Source organism: Ramlibacter sp., from assembly GCF_035554825.1.
In the GTDB taxonomy this organism is placed as follows: Bacteria; Pseudomonadota; Gammaproteobacteria; order Burkholderiales; family Burkholderiaceae_C; genus Ramlibacter.
Genome location: NZ_DATMHS010000060.1, coordinates 1 through 18,692, shown reverse-complemented (window position 1 = coordinate 18,692; position 18,692 = coordinate 1). Strand labels below are relative to the sequence as shown.

General features: G+C 70.2%; 11 protein-coding genes and 1 pseudogene. 3 read left to right on the top strand and 9 right to left on the bottom strand.

Features of this window, described 5'->3' with window-relative positions; all coding sequences use genetic code 11:
- Positions 1-39: 39 nt before the first annotated feature.
- From VNT59_RS06900 to recC, 3 genes are read right to left on the bottom strand one after another with little or no spacing between them, the layout of a single operon-like run.
- Entirely contained in the window at positions 40-2,082 is a 2,043-nt protein-coding gene (locus tag VNT59_RS06900) for an AAA family ATPase (protein WP_325497587.1), read from the bottom strand.
- Positions 2,083-2,087: 5 nt separating this feature from the next.
- Complete coding sequence (recB, locus tag VNT59_RS06895) at positions 2,088-5,795, bottom strand: exodeoxyribonuclease V subunit beta (protein ID WP_325497586.1); 3,708 nt, start codon at positions 5,793-5,795, stop codon at positions 2,088-2,090.
- A 28-nt stretch (positions 5,796-5,823) separates the two neighbouring features.
- Positions 5,824-9,180 carry an exodeoxyribonuclease V subunit gamma gene (gene recC, locus VNT59_RS06890; RefSeq protein WP_325497585.1) on the bottom strand — a complete coding sequence of 1,119 codons (3,357 nt, stop codon included), beginning with the start codon at positions 9,178-9,180 and terminating at the stop codon, positions 5,824-5,826.
- A 191-nt stretch (positions 9,181-9,371) separates the two neighbouring features.
- Between recC and aat the strand changes: the two genes are divergently transcribed.
- The 3 genes from aat to VNT59_RS06875 all read left to right on the top strand — a co-directional run bounded on the left by aat (position 9,372) and on the right by VNT59_RS06875 (position 11,739).
- Entirely contained in the window at positions 9,372-10,118 is a 747-nt protein-coding gene (gene aat / locus VNT59_RS06885; protein WP_325497584.1) for a leucyl/phenylalanyl-tRNA--protein transferase, read from the top strand.
- Positions 10,115-10,870: an arginyltransferase gene (locus VNT59_RS06880; protein WP_325497583.1), complete on the top strand. Its 756-nt coding sequence runs from the start codon at positions 10,115-10,117 to the stop codon at positions 10,868-10,870. Before aat ends, VNT59_RS06880 begins: the two co-directional genes overlap by 4 nt.
- A gap of 71 nt (positions 10,871-10,941) precedes the next feature.
- On the top strand, positions 10,942-11,739 hold the full coding sequence (locus VNT59_RS06875; protein WP_325497582.1) for an IclR family transcriptional regulator: 798 nt from the start codon (positions 10,942-10,944) through the stop codon (positions 11,737-11,739).
- A 59-nt stretch (positions 11,740-11,798) separates the two neighbouring features.
- On the opposite strand, the gene pbpG is transcribed toward VNT59_RS06875, so the two are convergent.
- From pbpG to VNT59_RS06845, 6 genes and pseudogenes are all read right to left on the bottom strand, one after another.
- A complete protein-coding gene (pbpG, locus tag VNT59_RS06870; protein ID WP_414708357.1) occupies positions 11,799-12,839 on the bottom strand; it encodes a D-alanyl-D-alanine endopeptidase in 1,041 nt (346 codons plus the stop codon).
- Positions 12,840-12,957: 118 nt separating this feature from the next.
- A complete protein-coding gene (locus tag VNT59_RS06865) occupies positions 12,958-14,496 on the bottom strand; it encodes a 2-isopropylmalate synthase (RefSeq protein ID WP_325497580.1) in 1,539 nt (512 codons plus the stop codon).
- Between the two features lie 23 nt (positions 14,497-14,519).
- Positions 14,520-16,223 (bottom strand): 2-isopropylmalate synthase, encoded by a 1,704-nt coding sequence (gene leuA / locus VNT59_RS06860; protein ID WP_325497579.1) that lies wholly within the window; start codon positions 16,221-16,223, stop codon positions 14,520-14,522.
- Between the two features lie 251 nt (positions 16,224-16,474).
- Positions 16,475-17,290 carry a CDP-diacylglycerol--serine O-phosphatidyltransferase gene (pssA, locus tag VNT59_RS06855; protein ID WP_325497578.1) on the bottom strand — a complete coding sequence of 272 codons (816 nt, stop codon included), beginning with the start codon at positions 17,288-17,290 and terminating at the stop codon, positions 16,475-16,477.
- A 67-nt stretch (positions 17,291-17,357) separates the two neighbouring features.
- Complete coding sequence (gene ilvC / locus VNT59_RS06850) at positions 17,358-18,374, bottom strand: ketol-acid reductoisomerase (RefSeq protein WP_325497577.1); 1,017 nt, start codon at positions 18,372-18,374, stop codon at positions 17,358-17,360.
- Positions 18,375-18,551: 177 nt separating this feature from the next.
- Positions 18,552-18,692 (bottom strand): annotated as a pseudogene (locus VNT59_RS06845) (acetolactate synthase small subunit); the annotation flags it as partial.

Below are 18,692 nucleotides of genomic sequence, written 5' to 3'. Positions count from 1 at the left end.
CTGGCCGGCCAACCTGGGCAAACCAGCGTCTGGCCAAGGTTAGCGGACCGCCATGCCACCGGGGCCGGCATCCACCCGCCGCATCAAGCCGGAATGCCGCGTCAGGCGAGACCGAATGGCCTGCGCGACTGATTCGGAACGAGCCGAAAGCATTACGCGGCGCTTCGCCCTGGTGACAGCCGTATACAGAAGTTCGCCCACGGCCACCCGTGTCTGCTGCGGCGGCAACAGCAGGAGGACGGCGTCGAACTCCGACCCCTGCGCCTTGTGCACCGTCATCGCGTACGCCGTCTCGTGCGGCGGCATGCGGGCGATCGGCACGGCCCTGCAGCTGCCCTCGCCATCGGGAAAGACGACGGCAAGGTCATCGCCGGCGGGCAATGCGATCCCGATGTCGCCGTTGAACAGCTTGTTGACGTAGTCGTTGCGCAGGACCATCACGGGCCGGCCGGCGTACCAGGGCGACCGCGGGTCATGGGCCCGGTCGCCCATGATCCCGGCCAGGGCCTGCCGGGCGTGGCGCGTCACCTGCTCATTGACCCACACGCTGCCGCTGGAGCCCTCGCGCACCGCGCACAGGACGCGGAACTCGGCGAAGGCGCGCGTGATCGCGTGGACATCGGCCGGATCGCGCCGGACCGTCTCGAAGTAATCCGCGTAGCCGTCGACGATCGCGTCGAGGACGTCGTCACCCTGCTCGGGGTCGAGCCATCGCACCGATGCGTCGCCTTGCGCCGGCATCGAGCCGACGGTCGTGGTGGACCCGCGCCCGGCATCCAGTTCGGGGAACAGCGAGAGCGAGGCGCCGTCTTCGCTGGCTTTCCTGGCACTCCTGCCTTTCGGCGCCGCGCCGGCCACCGCCGCCGTCGGCCCGTTCGCGCCCACCGCCTGCGGCGCCGCTCCAGGCGGACGGGCCCCGTTCACACGGGACGCGCGCAACAGCGCGAGAGCCTCCTGCGCCCGGCCCTCGTTGACGTACCGCGCCAGCTTGCCGATCGCGGAATCGGCGGCGAAGCGATAGTTCTTCGTCAGCCACACAGCGACATCGGGCAGCGGGCTCGCCTGCACCGGAGCCGGCGGCGCGATGCGCTCGGGCGGGTAGCCGCACAGGCCCGCGAGATCGCGCCGGCATGCGTCGGTGAGGGTCGGGTCGGCGCTCAATTCGGCGAAGACGGCGCCGGCCTCGACGGCGGCGAGCTGGTCCTTGTCGCCGAGCAGGATGATGCGCGCAGGCGCGGGCACGGCTTCGAGCAGCCTGGCCGCAAGCGCCAGGTCGAGCATCGAAGCTTCGTCGACGACCAGCGCATCGATCGCCAGCGGGTTGGCGGCGTCGTGGGTGAAGCGGCCCTGGCCCGGGTTCGCGCCGAGCAGGCGGTGGATCGTGAAGGACTCCTGCGGCAGCCTGGCGCGCAGCTCCGGCGGCAGGTGGTCGGCGCGCTGCCGGATCGCCTCGGCCATGCGCGCCGCGGCCTTGCCCGTGGGCGCGGCGAGCGCGATCCGCAGGTGCGGCTCCTGCGCAAGCAGGCACGCGAGCAGGTTGACCACCGTCGTCGTCTTGCCGGTGCCCGGGCCGCCACTGATGACCGTGAGGCCGCCCCGCAGCGCCAGGGCCGCGGCCACCTTCTGCCAGTCGACGACGCCGTCCGGTTGGGGCGCGAACAGCGAGTCGAGCAGGTCGCGTGAGGCGGGCGTGACTTCCCGCGGCGGCGTCTTCGCGGCCTGCACCAGGCGGCGCGCGAGGCGCACTTCGTAGTCGAAGTAGCGGTGCAGGTACAGGCGGCCGTCCTCGTCGAGGATCAGCGGCAGGGAGGCGGGGCGGGCGGGGCTGCCGACCACGCCGCTCGCCAGCAGCGCGCCGCGCAGCGCCGCCGCGTCCCCGCCCTCCCGCGCCAGCTCCGACAGGAGGATGCACACGTGGCCGTCGCTCGTCGCCAGGCTGGTCATGCGCGCGGCGCGCCGCAGCGTCTCCAGATGCGCGGCGTCGCCGCCTGCGCGCTGCGCCCAGCGGACCACGTGCTCGGCGAAGCCGGCGGCCAGCCGCTGCGCCTCGCCGTCGCCGCGCTCGAACGGGAGGTCGTCCATCCCGCTCATGCCATCGCCCCGTCGCGCTCGCCCAGCAGCGCATCGAGTTCTTCGATGACCGCCAGCGAGGGCCGGTGGAAATACACGCCGGCGGCCGAGCCGTCGGCATCGGTCCACGCGGGACGCACGCCGCGCACGAACAGGTAGCTCACGCCGCCGAAGTGACGCTCGTGGTCGTAGCCGCGCAGGCGCTGCCGCAGGTAGCGGTGCAGCGCCACCGCGTACAGCAGGTACTGCAGGTGGTAGCCCTGCCGGGCCATCGCGTCCGCGAGCTTCGCGCCGGCGTAGTCCGCCGCATTCCAGCCCAGGTGGTTGGATTTCCAGTCCAGCACGTGAAAGCGCCCCTGGTGCTCGTACACCAGGTCGATGAAGCCGCGCAGATAGCCTTCGAGCCGACCGAACGCCAGCCCGGCGACCGGATAGCCGTGCCGGCGCAGCGTGGCCGCCAGCGCGCGCGCGTCCAGGCCCGCCGCCGGCAGGCTGAATTCGAGTTCGACCAGGCGCCGGTCGCGCGCAACGTCGGCCAGGCGATGGCCCGCCGGCAGCGGCGTGCCGGTGACGTCGGCGAGCAGCCGCAGGACCATCGCGGCCCAGGATTCGCTGTCGCCGGAGCCCTGCGGCGGCTTGAAACGCAGCGCCTGCACGACGACTTCGGGCCACTGCGACGGATCGGCGAAGTCGGCCCGCTCGAACACGGCGTGCAGCGTCTCACCGGCGCGCGCGCCGCGCGGAAAGCGCAGGATGTCGTCGGCCGGCAGCGTCGCCAGCGCCCGGTCCCGCGACTCGCGCGGGGTCGGCGCGGCCTCCGCGTGCTCGCCCGCCGCCGCCTCCACTCGCAGATCGTGGTCGGCCGCCGCTTCGCTCTTCGCACCGTGCGCGAGGCTGCTGTAGCTGCCGATCCGCCAGCCCGATGCGATGTGAGCCGGCGGCGGGCGGGCGGCGAGCGAGTCGGGCGCGGGCCGCGGAATGTCCACCGGCTGCGGTGCCGCGTCGGGCAGCGCTTCGATCGCGATGTGCGGCGAATTCATCCCCGCCAGCGTGCTCCACGCGTCGACGATGCGCTGCGCCGGCGCCTTGCGCTCGCGCCAGGCGTCGGGCGCGATGCCGGCGCCGGCCACCAGCCAGTTCAGCGGATTGCCGCTGCATTCCGAGGTCGAGGGGCGGCCGAACGACTTCACGGAATACGCGCCCACCACCAGGTAGCAGCGATGCACCGCCCGGGTCAGCGCCACGTAGATCAGCCGCAGCCGCTCGGCGTCGGCTTCCATCCTCATGCGGCGCTTGACGTCCGGGTCGTCGGCGAGATCGCGGTAGTCGATCACCGGCCGGCCGGCCTCGTCGTGGTACTCGCGCGGGATCGCCTCGCCGCCGCCGCCGGCGCTGCCGTCCCACAGGAACGGGCAGAACACGATCGGGTACTCCAGGCCCTTGGACTTGTGGATGGTGACGATCTGCACCAGGTTCTGGTCGGACTCCAGCCGCACCTGCGTCGCCTCGCCGCCCTCGTGCTCGCGCCGCTGCCGCTGCAGCCAGCGCAGCAGCGCCTCGGGGCCGGGGTGCTCGCGCGCCGCCTCGTGCAGGCATTCGGACAGATGCCGCAGGTTGGTCAGGCGCCGCTCGCCGTCGGCGCGCAGCAGCATCCGGGCGGCAATGCCTTCGGCGGCGACGAGCTGGCGCAGCATCGGACCGGCGCCGTGCCGCAGCCAGGTGTCGCGGTAGTCGCTGAACTGCGCCATGCGCCGCAGGACGGCGCGCTCGTGGTCCGACAGCGCCTCGAGGTCCGCCGCAGTGCAGCCAAGCAGTTCGGTGGCGAGCGCGGCGCGCAGCAGCGGCTCGCGCCGGGGCTCGAGCACGGCGGTGAGGATGCGCTCCAGCTCCTGCGCGTCGGCGCTGTCGAACACGCTGGTCTGCGACAGCTCGACGCTGCCCACGCCCAGCGCCTGCAGCTCGCGGCGCATCAGGCTGCCCTCGGCGTGGCTGCGCACCAGCACCGCGATGTCGCCGGCCGCGAGCGGCCGGCCGTCGTGCGTGACCTCGCCGCGCTCGGCCGCGCCGAGCAGGCGCGCGATCTCGCCGGCACAGGCGCGCACGGCCCGGTGCTTCGCATCCTTCTTGTCGACCGCCCCGTCCTCGTCCCCGTCGGACGGCAGGCGCCACAGCTGCAGCGCCGCGCGCGGCCGGGTGCGATCGACCAGCGGCTTGCGCGGCTTCTTGCCGGCGCGCACCGGGTGGTAGTCCAGGCCCTCCAGCATGAAGGCCCGCGGGTTGGCTTCGAACAGCGCGTTCAGGCCAGCGAGCATGGCCGGCGTCGAGCGCTGGTTCTCGGCCAGCGTGTACTCGGCCTGGGCGCGGCCGCGCGCCTGCAGGTAGGTGTGCAGGTCGGCGTTGCGGAAACTGTAGATCGCCTGCTTGGGGTCGCCCACCAGGAACAGCAGCCCGTCGGCGCCGCCGTACACCGAGTCGAATATCTCGAACTGCAGCGGATCGGTGTCCTGGAACTCGTCGATCAGCGCCGCCGGAAAGCGCTGGCGCAGCGTGGCCGCCAGCTCGGCGCCGCGCTCGCCGTGCAGCCGCTCGTGCAGGTTGAACAGCATGTCGTCGAAGGCGACGACGCGGCGTTCGCGCTTGCGCCGGCGCAGCTGCTCGGGGCCTTCCTCGGCGAGCCGGCGCAGCAGGACCCAGCGCGCTTGTTCGAGTCGCGCCTGCAGCGACTTCCATGCGTCGAGCACGGTCTGCGCGGCAACGAAGAAGTCGTGGTGTCCGCAGGCCGCGAGCCTGGCCTTCGGCTTGAGGCACTCCGGCGTGAGGTTCTTCAGCTTGTTCTTGGTGGGCGGACACTCGTTCGGATCGGCCGCCGCCAGCACCTCGTCCCACTGCTCGGCCGCGGTTTCCAGCGAGCCCGGCCGCCAGAGGTTGCCGTTCAGGCGCGGCAGCGCCTCGGCGACGCACGCCAGGATCCCGCTGCGGCCGGCGCGCCAGAGCGCGCGGGCCTGCGCGTGGGCGTGGCGGAACTCGCTGTCGTCCAGGTCGGGCATGCCGTCGCCCGTGCCTTCCGGCCAGACCACTGCCGACAGCGGCTTGCCCGCATGGCGCTTGAGGATCTCGGCGAATTTCTGCGGCGAATCCTTGCGTTCGAGCAGCCAGCCCGCGAGCTGGGGCGCAATGCCGCCGCCGGCCACCTCGCGCCGCCAGAAATCGTTGGCCACCTCCTGGCGCAGCTCGCCGTCGTCCTCGATCATCTCCTGCGCCAGTGGCAGGCCGGCGGCGAACGGCGTGTCGTCGAGCGCGCGCTTGCAAAAACCGTGGATCGTGAAGATCGCGGCCTCGTCGAAGTTGCGGGCGGCGCGCGTCAGCAGCTTGATCAGCGCCCCGTTCTCGAAGCCCTTGTCGTGCAACGCCGCGAGCAGCTCGGTGACGAACGGATCGGCCGACTCGGGCCCGCGCTCCTCCAGCCGCGCCAGCACCTGGGTGATGCGCTCGCGCACCCGCTCGCGCAGCTCCGCCGTGGCGGCCTTGGTGAAGGTGACGACCAGGATCTGCTGGACCTCCAGGCCGTTCTCGATCAGCAGGCGCAGGTACAGGCCGCAGATGTTCCAGGTCTTGCCGGTGCCGGCCGAGGCCTCGATCAGGCGCACGCCCTGGAGCGGGCACTGGAAGACGTCCAGCGCTTCGGGCTGGCGGCCGCTCACGTGGATGCCCCCACGCACCCACATCGCGTGTGGCTCACTGGCCCGGCGGCGCTCATTCCTGCTCCTCCGAAGAGACGTGCGGCAGCCACTCGTCCGGAATGCCGCCGAACACCAGGTTGGCGGTCGCGACGAACTCGCCGTCCAGCGGATCGGCGACGCCGCGCAGGGCGAGCTGGTGGGCCGCGTGGTCGCGCTCGCCGCCGAACGCCGAGTTGCCGCCGCTCCACTTCTGCCGCGCCGCCGATTCGCCGCCCTGGCGCAGCGCCCAGGCGCTCTTGGGAAAGAAGTGCACGGGCCGCGCCAGCCCCTGGCGGTAGACAGCGACGAGGCGCGCGAGCTGCGCCTTCGCGTCGGGCGGGCTCAACGCGGGATAGGTGCGCGTGCCCTGGCGCGTGACGCTGCGGGTGACCGGCTCGCCTTCGGGATGCGGGTGCGCGCACAGCGCGAGGTGATGGATCCAGGCGGCGAGCACGTCGTTGGCGCGCTCGTCGTCGTAGCGCCAGCGCACCGCGCCGGTGGGCCGCAGGTCGGCGAAAGCGCCTTCGACGGTCCAGGCTTCGCCGGCGACATCCAGCGCGATGCTGGCCTGGTGCGGCGGCAGGGTGTGGCCCGCGCTGGCGCGGCGCACCGCCTGGGCGAAGCGATCGAGGCGCGCCAGTTCGCGCTCCATCTCCGCCGTGCCGATCACGCCGTCGGGCAGCTCGGTGCCGGCTTGCGCCAGGCGGCGTGCCGCAGCGAGGTCCGCGCCCTCGAGCAGCAGCGGCAGCAGCCGCTGCGCCAGCTGCGAACGCGCCGGCAGGTCGGGCAGGAAGGGCTCGTCGTCGGCGAGCGGCTCCTCGTCCCAGCCGAGGTCCAGCCGCAGCCGGCGCTTGAGGAGATACTGGCTCGGGTTGCGAAAGAACTCCACCAGCCGCGCGATCGGCACCGCACGCCATTCGGCGCCCGGCTCGGGCAGCGGCGCGGTGAAGAAGCAGGCGGCCTGCGCCGGCACTTCCTCTTGGTCCGCGTCGTCGGCGGCGGCCACGGCTGCCTGCGGCTGCATCGCGGCGCCCGCCCTCGCCTGCAGGCTCTCGCGCAGCGCCTGCGCCAGCTCGGCGTCGAAGCTGCGCACGCGCTCGTCGTTCCCGCTGAACGCCTGCGGCGAGAACGGTTGCAGCGGGTGCGCCACCACGAGCTGGGCGCGCGCGGCCTGCAGATCGCTTTCCGAGTCGCCCGACGCGGCGATCGCCGGCACCAGCACGTCGAGCAGTTCGGCGATCAGCACCGACGGCGGCAGCGGCGCGTTGTCGCGGATGCTGCGGCCGACGTAGCTGAGATACAGGCCGTCGCGCGCGGCGAGCAGCAGGTCCAGAAACAGCGTGCGCTGGTCGGTGCGGCGCTGCCGGTCGCCCAGGCGCGGGACCTGCGCCATCAGGTCGAACTCCGGCGGCCGGTCGGCCGTCGGGAACGCGCCGTCGTTCAGGCCGATGGCGCAGACCACCTGGAACGGCACGTTGCGCAGGCTGGACATGCCGGCGAAGGTCACGCGGCCGGTGGGCACGCCGCCGCGCGCCGGCTCCTCGAACGCGCGCTCCAGCGCGGCGCGCACGACCGAGGAGGCGATCGGCTCCTGCAAGCCGCCGCGCTCCATGGCCGCCGCCAGCTCGTCCAGTGTCGCGTGCAGTTCGAGCAGATCCTCGATTTCCGCTCGTTCGGCCGAGATGAACGTGTCGGCCGTCGCGTGCAGGTACGCGAGCCACTCGGCCGGCGAGCGCGCCTGCCCCAGCGCGTCGCGCAGCTCCTGCAGGGCCCGGATGAAATTCCAGAACGCGCCCAGCGCGACGGCCGAAGAGCCTTCGGCGCCGCCGGCCGGCAACAGGCCTTCGAACGGCTCGTCCACGCTGTCCGGCAGTGCGTAGCCGAGATACAGCCGCTCCATGCCGGCGGCCAGCGTGTGCGACACCTGCGCCGGCAGGTCGAGCGCGGCCACCTGCCCGTCGTCGATGCCCCAGCGGATGCCCGATTCGCGCATCCAGTCATGCACCTGCTGCAGGCTGTCGTCGTCGAGGCCGAAGCTGCGCGCCACCACCGGCTGCTGCAGCAGGCCGAACACGTCGCTGGCGGCGCAGCGCGAGGCGGCCAGCGCGAGCAGTTGCAGGAACGCGCGCACCGGCGTGTTGACGGTGCTGCGGCCCAGGCCCGTGATCGCGAACGGGATCCGGCGCTCGCTCGGCGCGGTGCCGAACACGGCCTCGATCAGCGGCGCGGCCGCCGCCAGGTCGGGCGTGACGACCAGGATGCCGGAAGGCTGCAGCCCGGGGTCCGCCGCGAACAGGCCCAGCAGATGGTCGTGCAGCACTTCCAGCTCGCGCGTGAGCGAGTGGCAGACGTGCACCTCGATGCTGCGGTCGCCGGCGGCGCGCCGGATGGAGGCCGGCTCCAGCTCGCGCAGGTCCAGGATCGAGTCCTGCAATCGCGCGAGGACGCTCGGCCCGTGCGCCTCCTCGTAGTGCTCCGTGGTCTGCGCGCCGGGGCCATCGGCGCTGCCGGTCAGCAGCGCCAGCGACGCCTGCGTCTGCTTGCCCCACGAGGCCAGCAGGCGGTGGCCGACTTCGAAGGCCGCGCCCTGGCCGGCAGCGTCGAGCTGGCTGAGCTGCTTCAGGTCGACCAGGTCGAACCAGTATTCGCGGCACGGGTTGAGCGCGTAGACCTGCACGTCCATCCACCGGCCGAGCGCCTGCAGCGCCTGCATGTGCAGGGGCGGCATGGCGGAAAGGCCGAAGACATGGACCGAGGACGGCAGGCCGGCCTGGCGTGCCAGTGTGTCGCCGCCCTGCTCCAGCGCGCCCACCAGCAAGGCCAGCGGGTGGTCGGCCCGCATGTCCAGCTCGCCGGCGATGCGCTGCCAGAGGGCCGCTTGCCAGCGTTCGTCCTCGAGGGCGACGGCGCCGGCCGACGCTGCTTGCGGCACGCGCCCGTCCTGCCACCGCGCCAGCCAGTCGGTGCGGTAGGTGACGTACTGCTCCAGCAGCGCCGCGACCTGGACGGCCAGCTCGTAGCGCATCACGTCGTCGCTGCCGGCCGCCTGCAGGTACGCGGCCAGGCGCGGGTGCGCGCCGACGAAGGCGGCATCGCCGAATGCGGCATGGACGCGCCACGCCAGCGCTGCCGGGTCGAACGGCGACTCGGCGGCCACGCCCGGCACGACCCGCGCGACCTGCTGCCACAGCCAGCGCGCCAGGTAGACGAACTCGATGTTGGCGCAGACCCCGTGCCGGTCCGCGAGGGCCAGCGTCAGCTGCCGCTGCACCGCCGCGCTGGGGACGACGACCTGGTCCCTGGCGAACACGTCGCCCCGGGTTCCGCCCAGTGGCGCCATCAGCAGCCGGGCGAGGGTCTCGTAGCGGTTGGAGAAATGGACGTACAGCATGGATCCCGCAAGGCTGAGTGATGCTACCAGCGATGCCGATCGGCGCCCCGTACGGGCGGCGCCGGCCGGCAAGCGCGACCGTGCAGTTCCTGCATACTCGCGGGAGCATTGAACGACCGGGAGCGCAAAGGATCCATGACCAAGACACCGCGGCCGGCGCCCACCTTCCCGTCCGGCGCGCCGAAGCTCGCATGAACCTGCCCTGGCTCGACGCCGGTGAGCCCTTCCCCGACGTGGCACGGGCCTGGGACGAGACGCAACCCGCCCCTGGCCTGCTGGCCGCCGGCGGCGCGCTCGACATCGACAGCCTGCACCGCGCCTACAGCGCCGGGATCTTTCCCTGGTTCAGCCAGGGTCAGCCGATCCTGTGGTGGAGCACCGACCCCCGCATGGTGCTGTTCACCGCCGAGTTCAAGCTGCACCGCAGCCTGCGCAAGACACTGGCCAAATTCATCGCCGATCCGCGCTGCGAGCTGCGCATCGACAGCGCCTTCGGCGACGTGATCCGTGCCTGCGCCGGCAGCGAGCGGCCCGGGCAGTCGGGCACCTGGATCGTGCCTCGCATGGTTCGCGCCTACGAGGCTTTCCACCGCGCCGGCTTCGCGCACAGCTTCGAGACCTGGATCGACGGCCGGCTGGAAGCGGGCCTGTACTGCGTGGGCATCGGCCGCGCCGTGTTCGGCGAGTCGATGTTCACCCGCGTGCCGGACGGCTCGAAGATCGCGCTGGCGGCGCTGGTGGCGTTCTGCCGCGCCAACGGCGTCGAGCTGATCGACTGCCAGCAGAACACCCAGCACCTGGCCTCGCTGGGCGCCCGCGAGATTCCGCGGGCCCGGTTCGTGACCCATGTCAGCCGGAACACGGACAAGCCGGCCCCAGCGTGGCGGTTCGACCCCGTATACTGGAACCAACTCCTGCCGCCCCCGACGACAGCGTGACACACCTCAAGGACCTGCCGCTCCAGACCCTGCAGTTCTACGCGACGGCACCCTACCCCTGCAGCTATCTGGCCGGCAAACAGGCCCGCTCGCAGGTGGCGACACCCAGCCACCTGATCCACAACGACGCCTATTCCGACCTGGTGACCAGCGGCTTTCGCCGCAGCGGGATGTTCACCTATCGGCCCTACTGCGACGGCTGCCGCGCCTGCGTGCCGCTGCGCGTGCTGGCCGACCGGTACACGCCCGACCGCAGCCAGCGCCGGGCCTGGGCCCGGCACCAGGACCTGCAGGCGCGCGTGCTCAAACTGTGCTTCGTGCCCGAGCATTACCACCTGTACCTGCGCTACCAGACCGGCCGCCACGCCGGCGGCGGCATGGACCACGACAGCATCGACCAGTACACCCAGTTCCTGCTGCAAAGCCGGGTGAACTCGCGCCTGGTGGAATTCCGCGATCCGGCCGCGGACGGCTCGGGCGGGGCACTGCGGATGGTGTCGATCCTGGACGTGCTGAACGACGGCCTGTCGGCGGTCTACACCTTCTACGAGCCCGACGCCGCGGCGAGCTACGGCACCTACAGCGTGCTGTGGCAGATCGAACAGGCCAAGCGCCTCGGCCTGCCGCACGTGTATCTGGGCTACTGGATCGGCCAGAGCCCGAAGATGAACTACAAGTCGCGCTTCCGGCCCAACGAGGTGTTGCTGGACGGCCACTGGCAGCCCGGCTCGGCGCTCGAATCGTCCGAGTGAGCCGCTCGGGCGGGTCGGACCCCCGCCTTTTCACATGATAAAATACGGCATACCTCGTTCCCGAGATCGCCATGAGAAAATCTGAGCCCGGGGCCCACACGACCCCCACCATCCAGGTGATCGAACGCATGTTCGCGCTGATCGACGTGCTGGCTTCGCGTGAAGACGCGGTGTCGCTCAAGGAGATCAGCGAAAAGACCGGGCTGCATCCCTCCACCACCCACCGCATCCTGAACGACCTGGCCAGCGGCCGGTTCGTCGACCGCCCCGAGGCCGGCAGCTACCGGCTGGGCATGCGCCTGCTGGAACTGGGCAACCTGGTGAAGCAGCGCCTGAACGTGCGCGACGCGGCGCTGGGCCCGATGCGCGAACTGCACAAGCTGATCCAGCAGCCGGTGAACCTCTCGATGCGCCAGGGCGACGAGATCGTCTACATCGAGCGCGCGTACAGCGAGCGTTCCGGCATGCAGGTGGTGCGGGCGATCGGGGGCCGCGCGCCGCTGCACCTCACGTCCACCGGCAAGCTGTTCCTGGCCGCCGACGAGCCGGCCCGGGTGCGCGCCTACGCCGCGCGCACCGGCCTGCCCGGGCACACCAAGAACAGCATCACCCAGGTGGCGGTGCTGGAGCGCGAACTCGCCAAGGCGCGCCAGTACGGCATCGCCCGCGACAACGAAGAGCTGGAGCTGGGCGTGCGTTGCATGGCCGCCGGTATCTACGACGACCAGAATCGACTGATCGCCGGCCTCTCGATCTCGGCGCCGGCCGACCGCCTCGACGAAGGCTGGCTGAGCAAGCTGCAGGCGACGGCGAACGAGATCTCGCAGGCGCTGGGACACAGGCCGCCACCGCAGCGCGCGGCCGCCTGAGCGCCGCCGAAATCGAAAAAGCCGGCGCTCGGGCCGGCTATTTCATTGCTGTGAGGGGCTTACCCGTTCGACGCCTTGAGCGGGCTGGCCACCGCCGGGTTCGACTCGACCCACTTGCGCACGCGCTCGGCGTCGCCGATCCGGCCCAGCTTGCCGGCCGAGTCGAGGAACACCATGATCAGCTTGCGCCCGGCGATCTTGGCCTGCATCACGAGGCACTGCCCGGCCTCGTTGATGAAGCCAGTCTTCTGCAGGCCGATGTCCCATTCGGGGCTCTTCACCAGCCGGTTGGTGGTGCGGTACTGCAGCGTGCGTTTGCCGACCACCACCTGGTGCTCGGGCGAGGTGGTGAGCTCGCGCAGGCGCTCGTCGCTGTAGGCGGCGTTGACCAGCGTGGCCAGGTCCTTGGCGCTGGACTGGTTCTTGCTCGACAGGCCGGTGGGCTCCACGTAATGGGTGTCGTTCATGCCCAGCATCTTGGCCTTGCCGTTCATCAGCGACACGAAGGCCTGCAGGCCGCCCGGATAGGTGCGGCCCAGGGCGTGGGCCGCCCGGTTTTCGCTGGACATCAGCGCCAGGTGCATCAGTTCGCCGCGCGTGAGCTGGGCGCCGACGCGCAGCCGCGAGCCGGTGAATTTCTCGGTGTCGACGTCGTCCTGCGTGATCGTGATGGTCTCGTCCATCGGCAGCTTGGCTTCGCTCACCAGCAGCCCCGTCATGAGCTTGGTGATCGAGGCGATCGGCAGCACCGCGGAGTCGTTCTTGCTGAACAGCACTTCGCTCGTGTCCTGGTCGACGACCAGGGCGACGCTGGACTTGAGATCGAGCTGGTCCTGCACCGAGTGCAGGCCGGCGAGCTGCCCGTAGGAGGGCTTGCCGGGGACCGGCGCGGTGGCGCGCAGGACGACCGGGTGCGACCTGCGGGCGCTGAACGAGCGCGCCACGCGCTTCTTGGCCACCACCGATTTCTTGGCCACCTGCCCCTTGCGCGGCGCGGCATCGGCGACGGCGGGAGCCAGCCCCACGACGAGGGCCGCGATGGCAACGGAGTGGCAGAGACGTATCCAGGGTTTGCTCATCGCGGGTGCTGTGGGGTGCATCGATAGAACTCCTAGAACGCTGGGCTGGGCGCGAAGTTTACGAGAACTGAAAATATTACACAACATCAATCACTTATGTAACTTTCTTCAGCTGTCACCGCAATTATATGTAACCCCCCTATCCTTGTGCAGCCACCCGATCAGCTTTACTTTGTAACTTGTTCAGCGCGCTGAGATAAGCTTTGGCCGACGCCACCACGATGTCGGGGTCGGCCCCGACGCCATTGACCACGCGCCCCGAGTTCTGCAGCCGCACCGTGACCTCGCCCTGGCTCTCGGTCGAGCCGCTGATGGCGTTGACCGAATAGAGCACCATCTCCGCCCCGCTCCGGACGATCGACTCGATGGCCTTGAGCGAAGCGTCGACCGGACCGTTGCCGTCGGACTCGCCCCGAACTTCCTTGCCGGCCGCCGTGAAGACGATCGCGGCATGCGGCCGCTCGCCGGTCTCGCTGTGCTGCGAGAGCGAGACGAAACCGTACTGCTCGTGCTCATGCGTCACGGACTCGTCGGCCACCAGGGCCAGGATGTCCTCGTCGAAGATCTCGCTCTTGCGGTCGGCCAGTTCCTTGAACTTGGCGAATGCCGCGTTGACGTCGGCCTCGCTGTCCAGCGCCACGCCCAGTTCCTGCAGCCGCTGCTTGAACGCGTTGCGGCCCGACAGCTTGCCCAGCACGATCTTGTTGGCGCTCCAGCCCACGTCCTCGGCCCGCATGATCTCGTAGGTGTCGCGCGCCTTGAGCACGCCGTCCTGGTGGATGCCGCTCGCATGGGCGAACGCGTTCGCCCCCACCACCGCCTTGTTGGGCTGGACGACGAAACCGGTGGTCTGGCTGACCATGCGGCTGGCCGCGACGATGTGCTTGGTGTCGATGCCGACATCGAGGCCGAAATAGTCGCGCCGCGTCTTCACGGCCATCACGATTTCTTCCAGCGAGCAGTTGCCGGCCCGCTCGCCCAGCCCGTTGATGGTGCACTCGACCTGGCGCGCGCCGCCGATCTTCACGCCGGCCAGCGAGTTGGCGACGGCCATGCCGAGGTGGTTGTGGCAATGCACCGACCAGATCGCCTTGTCGGAGTTGGGCACGCGCTCGCGCAAGGTACGGATGAATTCGCCGTACAGCTCGGGCACGGCATAGCCGACCGTGTCGGGCACGTTGATGGTGGTCGCGCCCTCGGCGATGACGGTCTCCAGCACCCGGCACAGGAAGTCGACCTCGCTGCGGTAGCCGTCTTCCGGCGAGAACTCGATGTCCCCGCACAGGTTGCGGGCGAAGCGCACCGACTGCCTCGCCTGCTCCAGCACCTGCTCGGGCGTCATCCGCAGCTTCTTTTCCATGTGCAGCGGCGACGTCGCGATGAAGGTGTGGATGCGCGCGCGGGCGGCGCCCTTGAGCGCCTCGGCCGCGCGCGAGATGTCGCGATCGTTGGCGCGCGACAGCGAGCAGATCGTCGAGTCCTTGATCGCATTGGCGATCGTCTGCACGGCCTCGAAGTCGCCGTTGGAGCTGGCGGCAAAGCCGGCCTCGATCACGTCGACCTTCAGCCGCTCGAGCTGGCGGGCGATGCGCAGCTTCTCGTCGCGCGTCATCGAGGCCCCGGGCGACTGTTCGCCGTCGCGCAGGGTGGTGTCGAAAATGATCAGCTTGTCTGCCATGGGAAGCCCCCGCAATGGGTTGTTCATTTTGCCGGGACCGAGCTGAACGCCCGTTCCCATGCCTTGCCGCCTTCGGCACGCTGCAGGCCCGAGACGATGGCCTTCAGCGACGCGGAGACGATGTTTGCGTCGATGCCCACGCCGAACAGCGTGCGGTCGCCCACGCGCAGCTCGAGATAGGCCACTGCCTGGGCGTGCGCGCCGCCGCCGATGGCGTGCTCGTGGTAGTCCAGCACCCGGATCGGCGTGCCGCAGGCCGCGCCGAGCGCCTGCACGAAGGCGTCGATCGGGCCGGTGCCGGCGCCTTGCACCGAAATCGCGCGCCCGCCCACCTCGATCTCGGCAGCCAGGCGCACCAGGTTGCCGGCGCCGCCCGCGCGCTCTTCCAGCACCTGGTGCCGGGGCGCCGCGATGCTGCGCACGCCGTACTCGCGCTCGAACAGCTCGAACAGGTCCTGCGCGGTCAGCTCCCTGCCGGTGGCGTCCATCACGCCCTGCACGACCTGGCTGAATTCGATCTGCAGGCGGCGCGGCAGCTCCAGCCCGTACTCGCTCTCGAGCAGGTAGGAAATGCCGCCCTTGCCCGACTGGCTGTTGACGCGGATCACCGCCTCGTAGCTGCGGCCCAGGTCCTTCGGATCGAGCGGCAGGTAGGGCATCTCCCAGGCGGCGTCGGGCCGGCGCGCGGCGAAGGCCTTCTTGATCGCGTCCTGGTGCGAGCCGGAAAACGACGTGTACACGAGGTCGCCCGCGTACGGATGGCGCGGATGCACGGCGATCTGCGTGCAATGCTCCACCGTGCGGCGGATCTCGTCGATGTCGGAGAAGTCCAGGCCCGGATGCACGCCCTGCGAATAGAGGTTCAGCGCGACATTCACCAGGTCCAGGTTGCCGGTGCGCTCGCCGCCGCCGAACAGGCAGCCTTCGAGCCGGTCGGCGCCGGCCATCAGCGCGAACTCGCCGGCGGCCGTGCCGGTGCCGCGGTCGTTGTGCGGATGCACCGACAGCACGATCGAATCGCGGCGCGCCAGGTTGCGGTGCATCCACTCGATCATGTCGGCGAAGATGTTGGGCGTGGAATGCTCCACCGTCGAAGGCAGGTTGACGATGCACTTGCGCTGCGGCGTCGGCTGCCACACCTCGGTGACCGCATCCACCACGCGGCGCGAAAACTCCAGCTCCGTGCTGGAGAACATCTCGGGCGAGTATTGGAAGATCCACTCGGTGCCGGGGTACTCGGCCGCGATGTCGCGGAACAGGCGGGCCTGGCTGGTCGCGAGTTCGACGATGCCGTCCTGGTCGAGGCCCAGCACCACCTCGCGCATCACCGGCGCCGTGGCGTTGTACAGGTGCACGATGACGCGGCGGGCACCGCGCATCGCTTCGAACGTGCGGCGGATCAGCGGCTCGCGCGCCTGCGTGAGGACCTGGATGGTGACGTCGTCGGGCACCAGCCGGTCCTCGATCAGCTTGCGCACGAAGTCCCACTCGGTCTGCGACGCCGAGGGAAAACCGACCTCGATCTGCTTGAACCCGATGTCGACCAGCGTCTGGAACAGGCGCAGCTTGCGGGCGACGTCCATCGGCTCGATGAGCGCCTGGTTGCCGTCACGCAGATCGACGCTGCACCACTGCGGGGGCCGCGCCAGCACGGCGTCGGGCCAGGTGCGGTCGGCGAGGCGGACCGGGGCGAAGGCGCGGTACTTGCCGGCAGGGTTCTTCAACATGATCTTCTCTCTGTCGTGTTTCGGTGAACCAGCAGCCCCAAAAGCAAACGGCCCGCTGCTGGTGCAAACGGGCCGTTGGAAGGAATGCGCGTGCGCTACCGTCTCCGCCCGTGGGTGGATAGCAGTAGGGCCAGCGAAATCAGGGACATGCGGATCACTTTAACACAACTGCGGATGGTGGTTTCCCCAAGTCCGGCGGGGGCGGCGGCGGGCGCACGGTTCGCGCACGGCGGCCGGCCGGCACGGGCCGGCTACTTGTGCAACCCGCGCTCGTCGGGCTCGTCGGTCGACGTGCTGATGACGCTCGAGTGCAGGCCGTTGGCCTTGCGCCACGCATAGACGGCGTAGCCGCTCAGGCTGTAGATCACGAACACGCCGAACAGGACGATCGGCGGATGGATGTTGATCACCGCGATGATCAGCGCGATCAGCACGATGGCGGCGAACGGCACGCTGCGCTTCATGTGCAGGTCCTTGAAGCTGTAGAACGGGACGTTGGTGACCATCGTCAGGCCCGAATACAGCGCCACGCCGAACATCACCCACGACAGGTCGGCGCCCGGCCAGCCCAGGTCGTTCATCACCCAGATCAGGCCCGTCACCAGCGCCGCCGCCGCCGGCGAGGGCAGGCCCTGGAAGTAGCGCTTGTCGACGACCGCCGTGTTCACGTTGAAGCGCGCCAGGCGCAGCGCGGCGCAGGCGCAGTAGACGAACGCCGCCACCCAGCCCCAGCGGCCCAGGCCCTTGAGCGCCCACTCGTAGGCGATGAGCGCCGGCGCGGCGCCGAACGAGACCATGTCGGAGAGCGAATCCATCTGCTCGCCGAACGCGCTCTGCGTGTTGGTCATGCGCGCCACGCGGCCGTCCAGGCTGTCGAGGACCATCGCGCAGAACACGCCGACGGCGGCCAGGTCGAAGCGGCCGTTCATCGCCATCACGATCGCGTAGAAGCCGCCGAACAGCGCCGCGAGCGTGAACAGATTGGGCAGGATGTAGATTCCCTTGCGCCGCTTGCGCACCGCAATGCCTTGGGGCGAGACGGATTCGGGATCGTGGCCAGGATGCATGGCGCGAAGTGTAAGAGCAAATACAAAGGCCGCCCAGGGGCGGCCTCCGGTGATTCGCCCGTGGCGCTCAGTTGCGGCTCTTGTCGACCAGCTTGTTCGCCTTGATCCAGGGCATCATCGCGCGCAGCTTCTCGCCGACCACCTCGATCTGGTGTTCGGCCATCAGGCGGCGGCGCGATTGCAGCGTCGGCGCTCCGGCGCGGTTCTCCAGGATGAAGCTCTTGGCGTATTCGCCGGTCTGGATGTCGCGCAGCACCTGCTTCATCACCTGCTTGGTCTGCTCGTTGACGACCCTCGGGCCGGTCACGTACTCGCCGTACTCCGCGTTGTTGGAGATCGAGTAGTTCATGTTGGCGATGCCGCCCTCGTAGATCAGGTCCACGATCAGCTTGAGCTCGTGCAGGCACTCGAAGTAGGCCATCTCGGGCGCGTAGCCGGCTTCCACCAGGGTCTCGAAACCGGCCTTGATCAGCTCCACGGTGCCGCCGCACAGCACGGCCTGCTCGCCGAACAGGTCAGTTTCGGTCTCCTCGCGGAAGTTCGTCTCGATGATGCCGGCCTTGCCCCCGCCGTTGGCCATCGCGTACGACAGCGCCAGGTCGCGCGCCTTGCCGGTCTTGTCCTGGTGCACGGCCACCAGGTGCGGCACGCCGCCGCCTTGCGCGTAGGTGCTGCGCACCGTGTGGCCGGGCGCCTTCGGAGCCACCATCCACACGTCGAGGTCGGCGCGCGGCACGACCTGGCCGTAGTGCACGTTGAAGCCGTGCGCGAACGCGAGCGAGGCGCCCTGCTTGATGTTCGGCTCGACGTCCTTCCTGTACACCTCGGCGATCTGCTCGTCGGGCAGCAGGATCATCACGACGTCGGCGGACTTGACGGCCTCGGCCACCTCGGCGACCTTCAGGCCGGCCTTCTCGACCTTCGGCCAGGAGGCGCCGCCGCGGCGCAGGCCGACGATGACCTTGACGCCGCTGTCGTTCAGGTTCTGCGCGTGCGCGTGGCCCTGCGAGCCGTAGCCAATGATGGCGACCGTCTTGCCCTTGATCAGGCTCAGATCACAGTCCTTATCGTAATAGACCTTCATGGTTTTCTCCTTGATTGCAAATGTGCCGTTCGTCCTGAGCCTGGCGAAGCCTGCTCAACACACTCCCCGCGCGAGCGGGGGCTTCGACAAGCTCAGCCCGAACGGGCAGCGGCTGAGCCCCGAATAGGACCCGTCCGCACGGCGCCGTCGCGGGCGCCGCGCGAACGGGGATGACAGCTAGACCCGCAGGATCCGCTCGCCGCGGCCGATGCCGCTGGCGCCGGTACGCACCGTCTCCAGGATCGCGGTGCGGTCGATCGCCTCGAGGAACGCGTCGTTCTTGCTCTGGTTGCCGGTGACCTCGATGGTGTAGCTCTT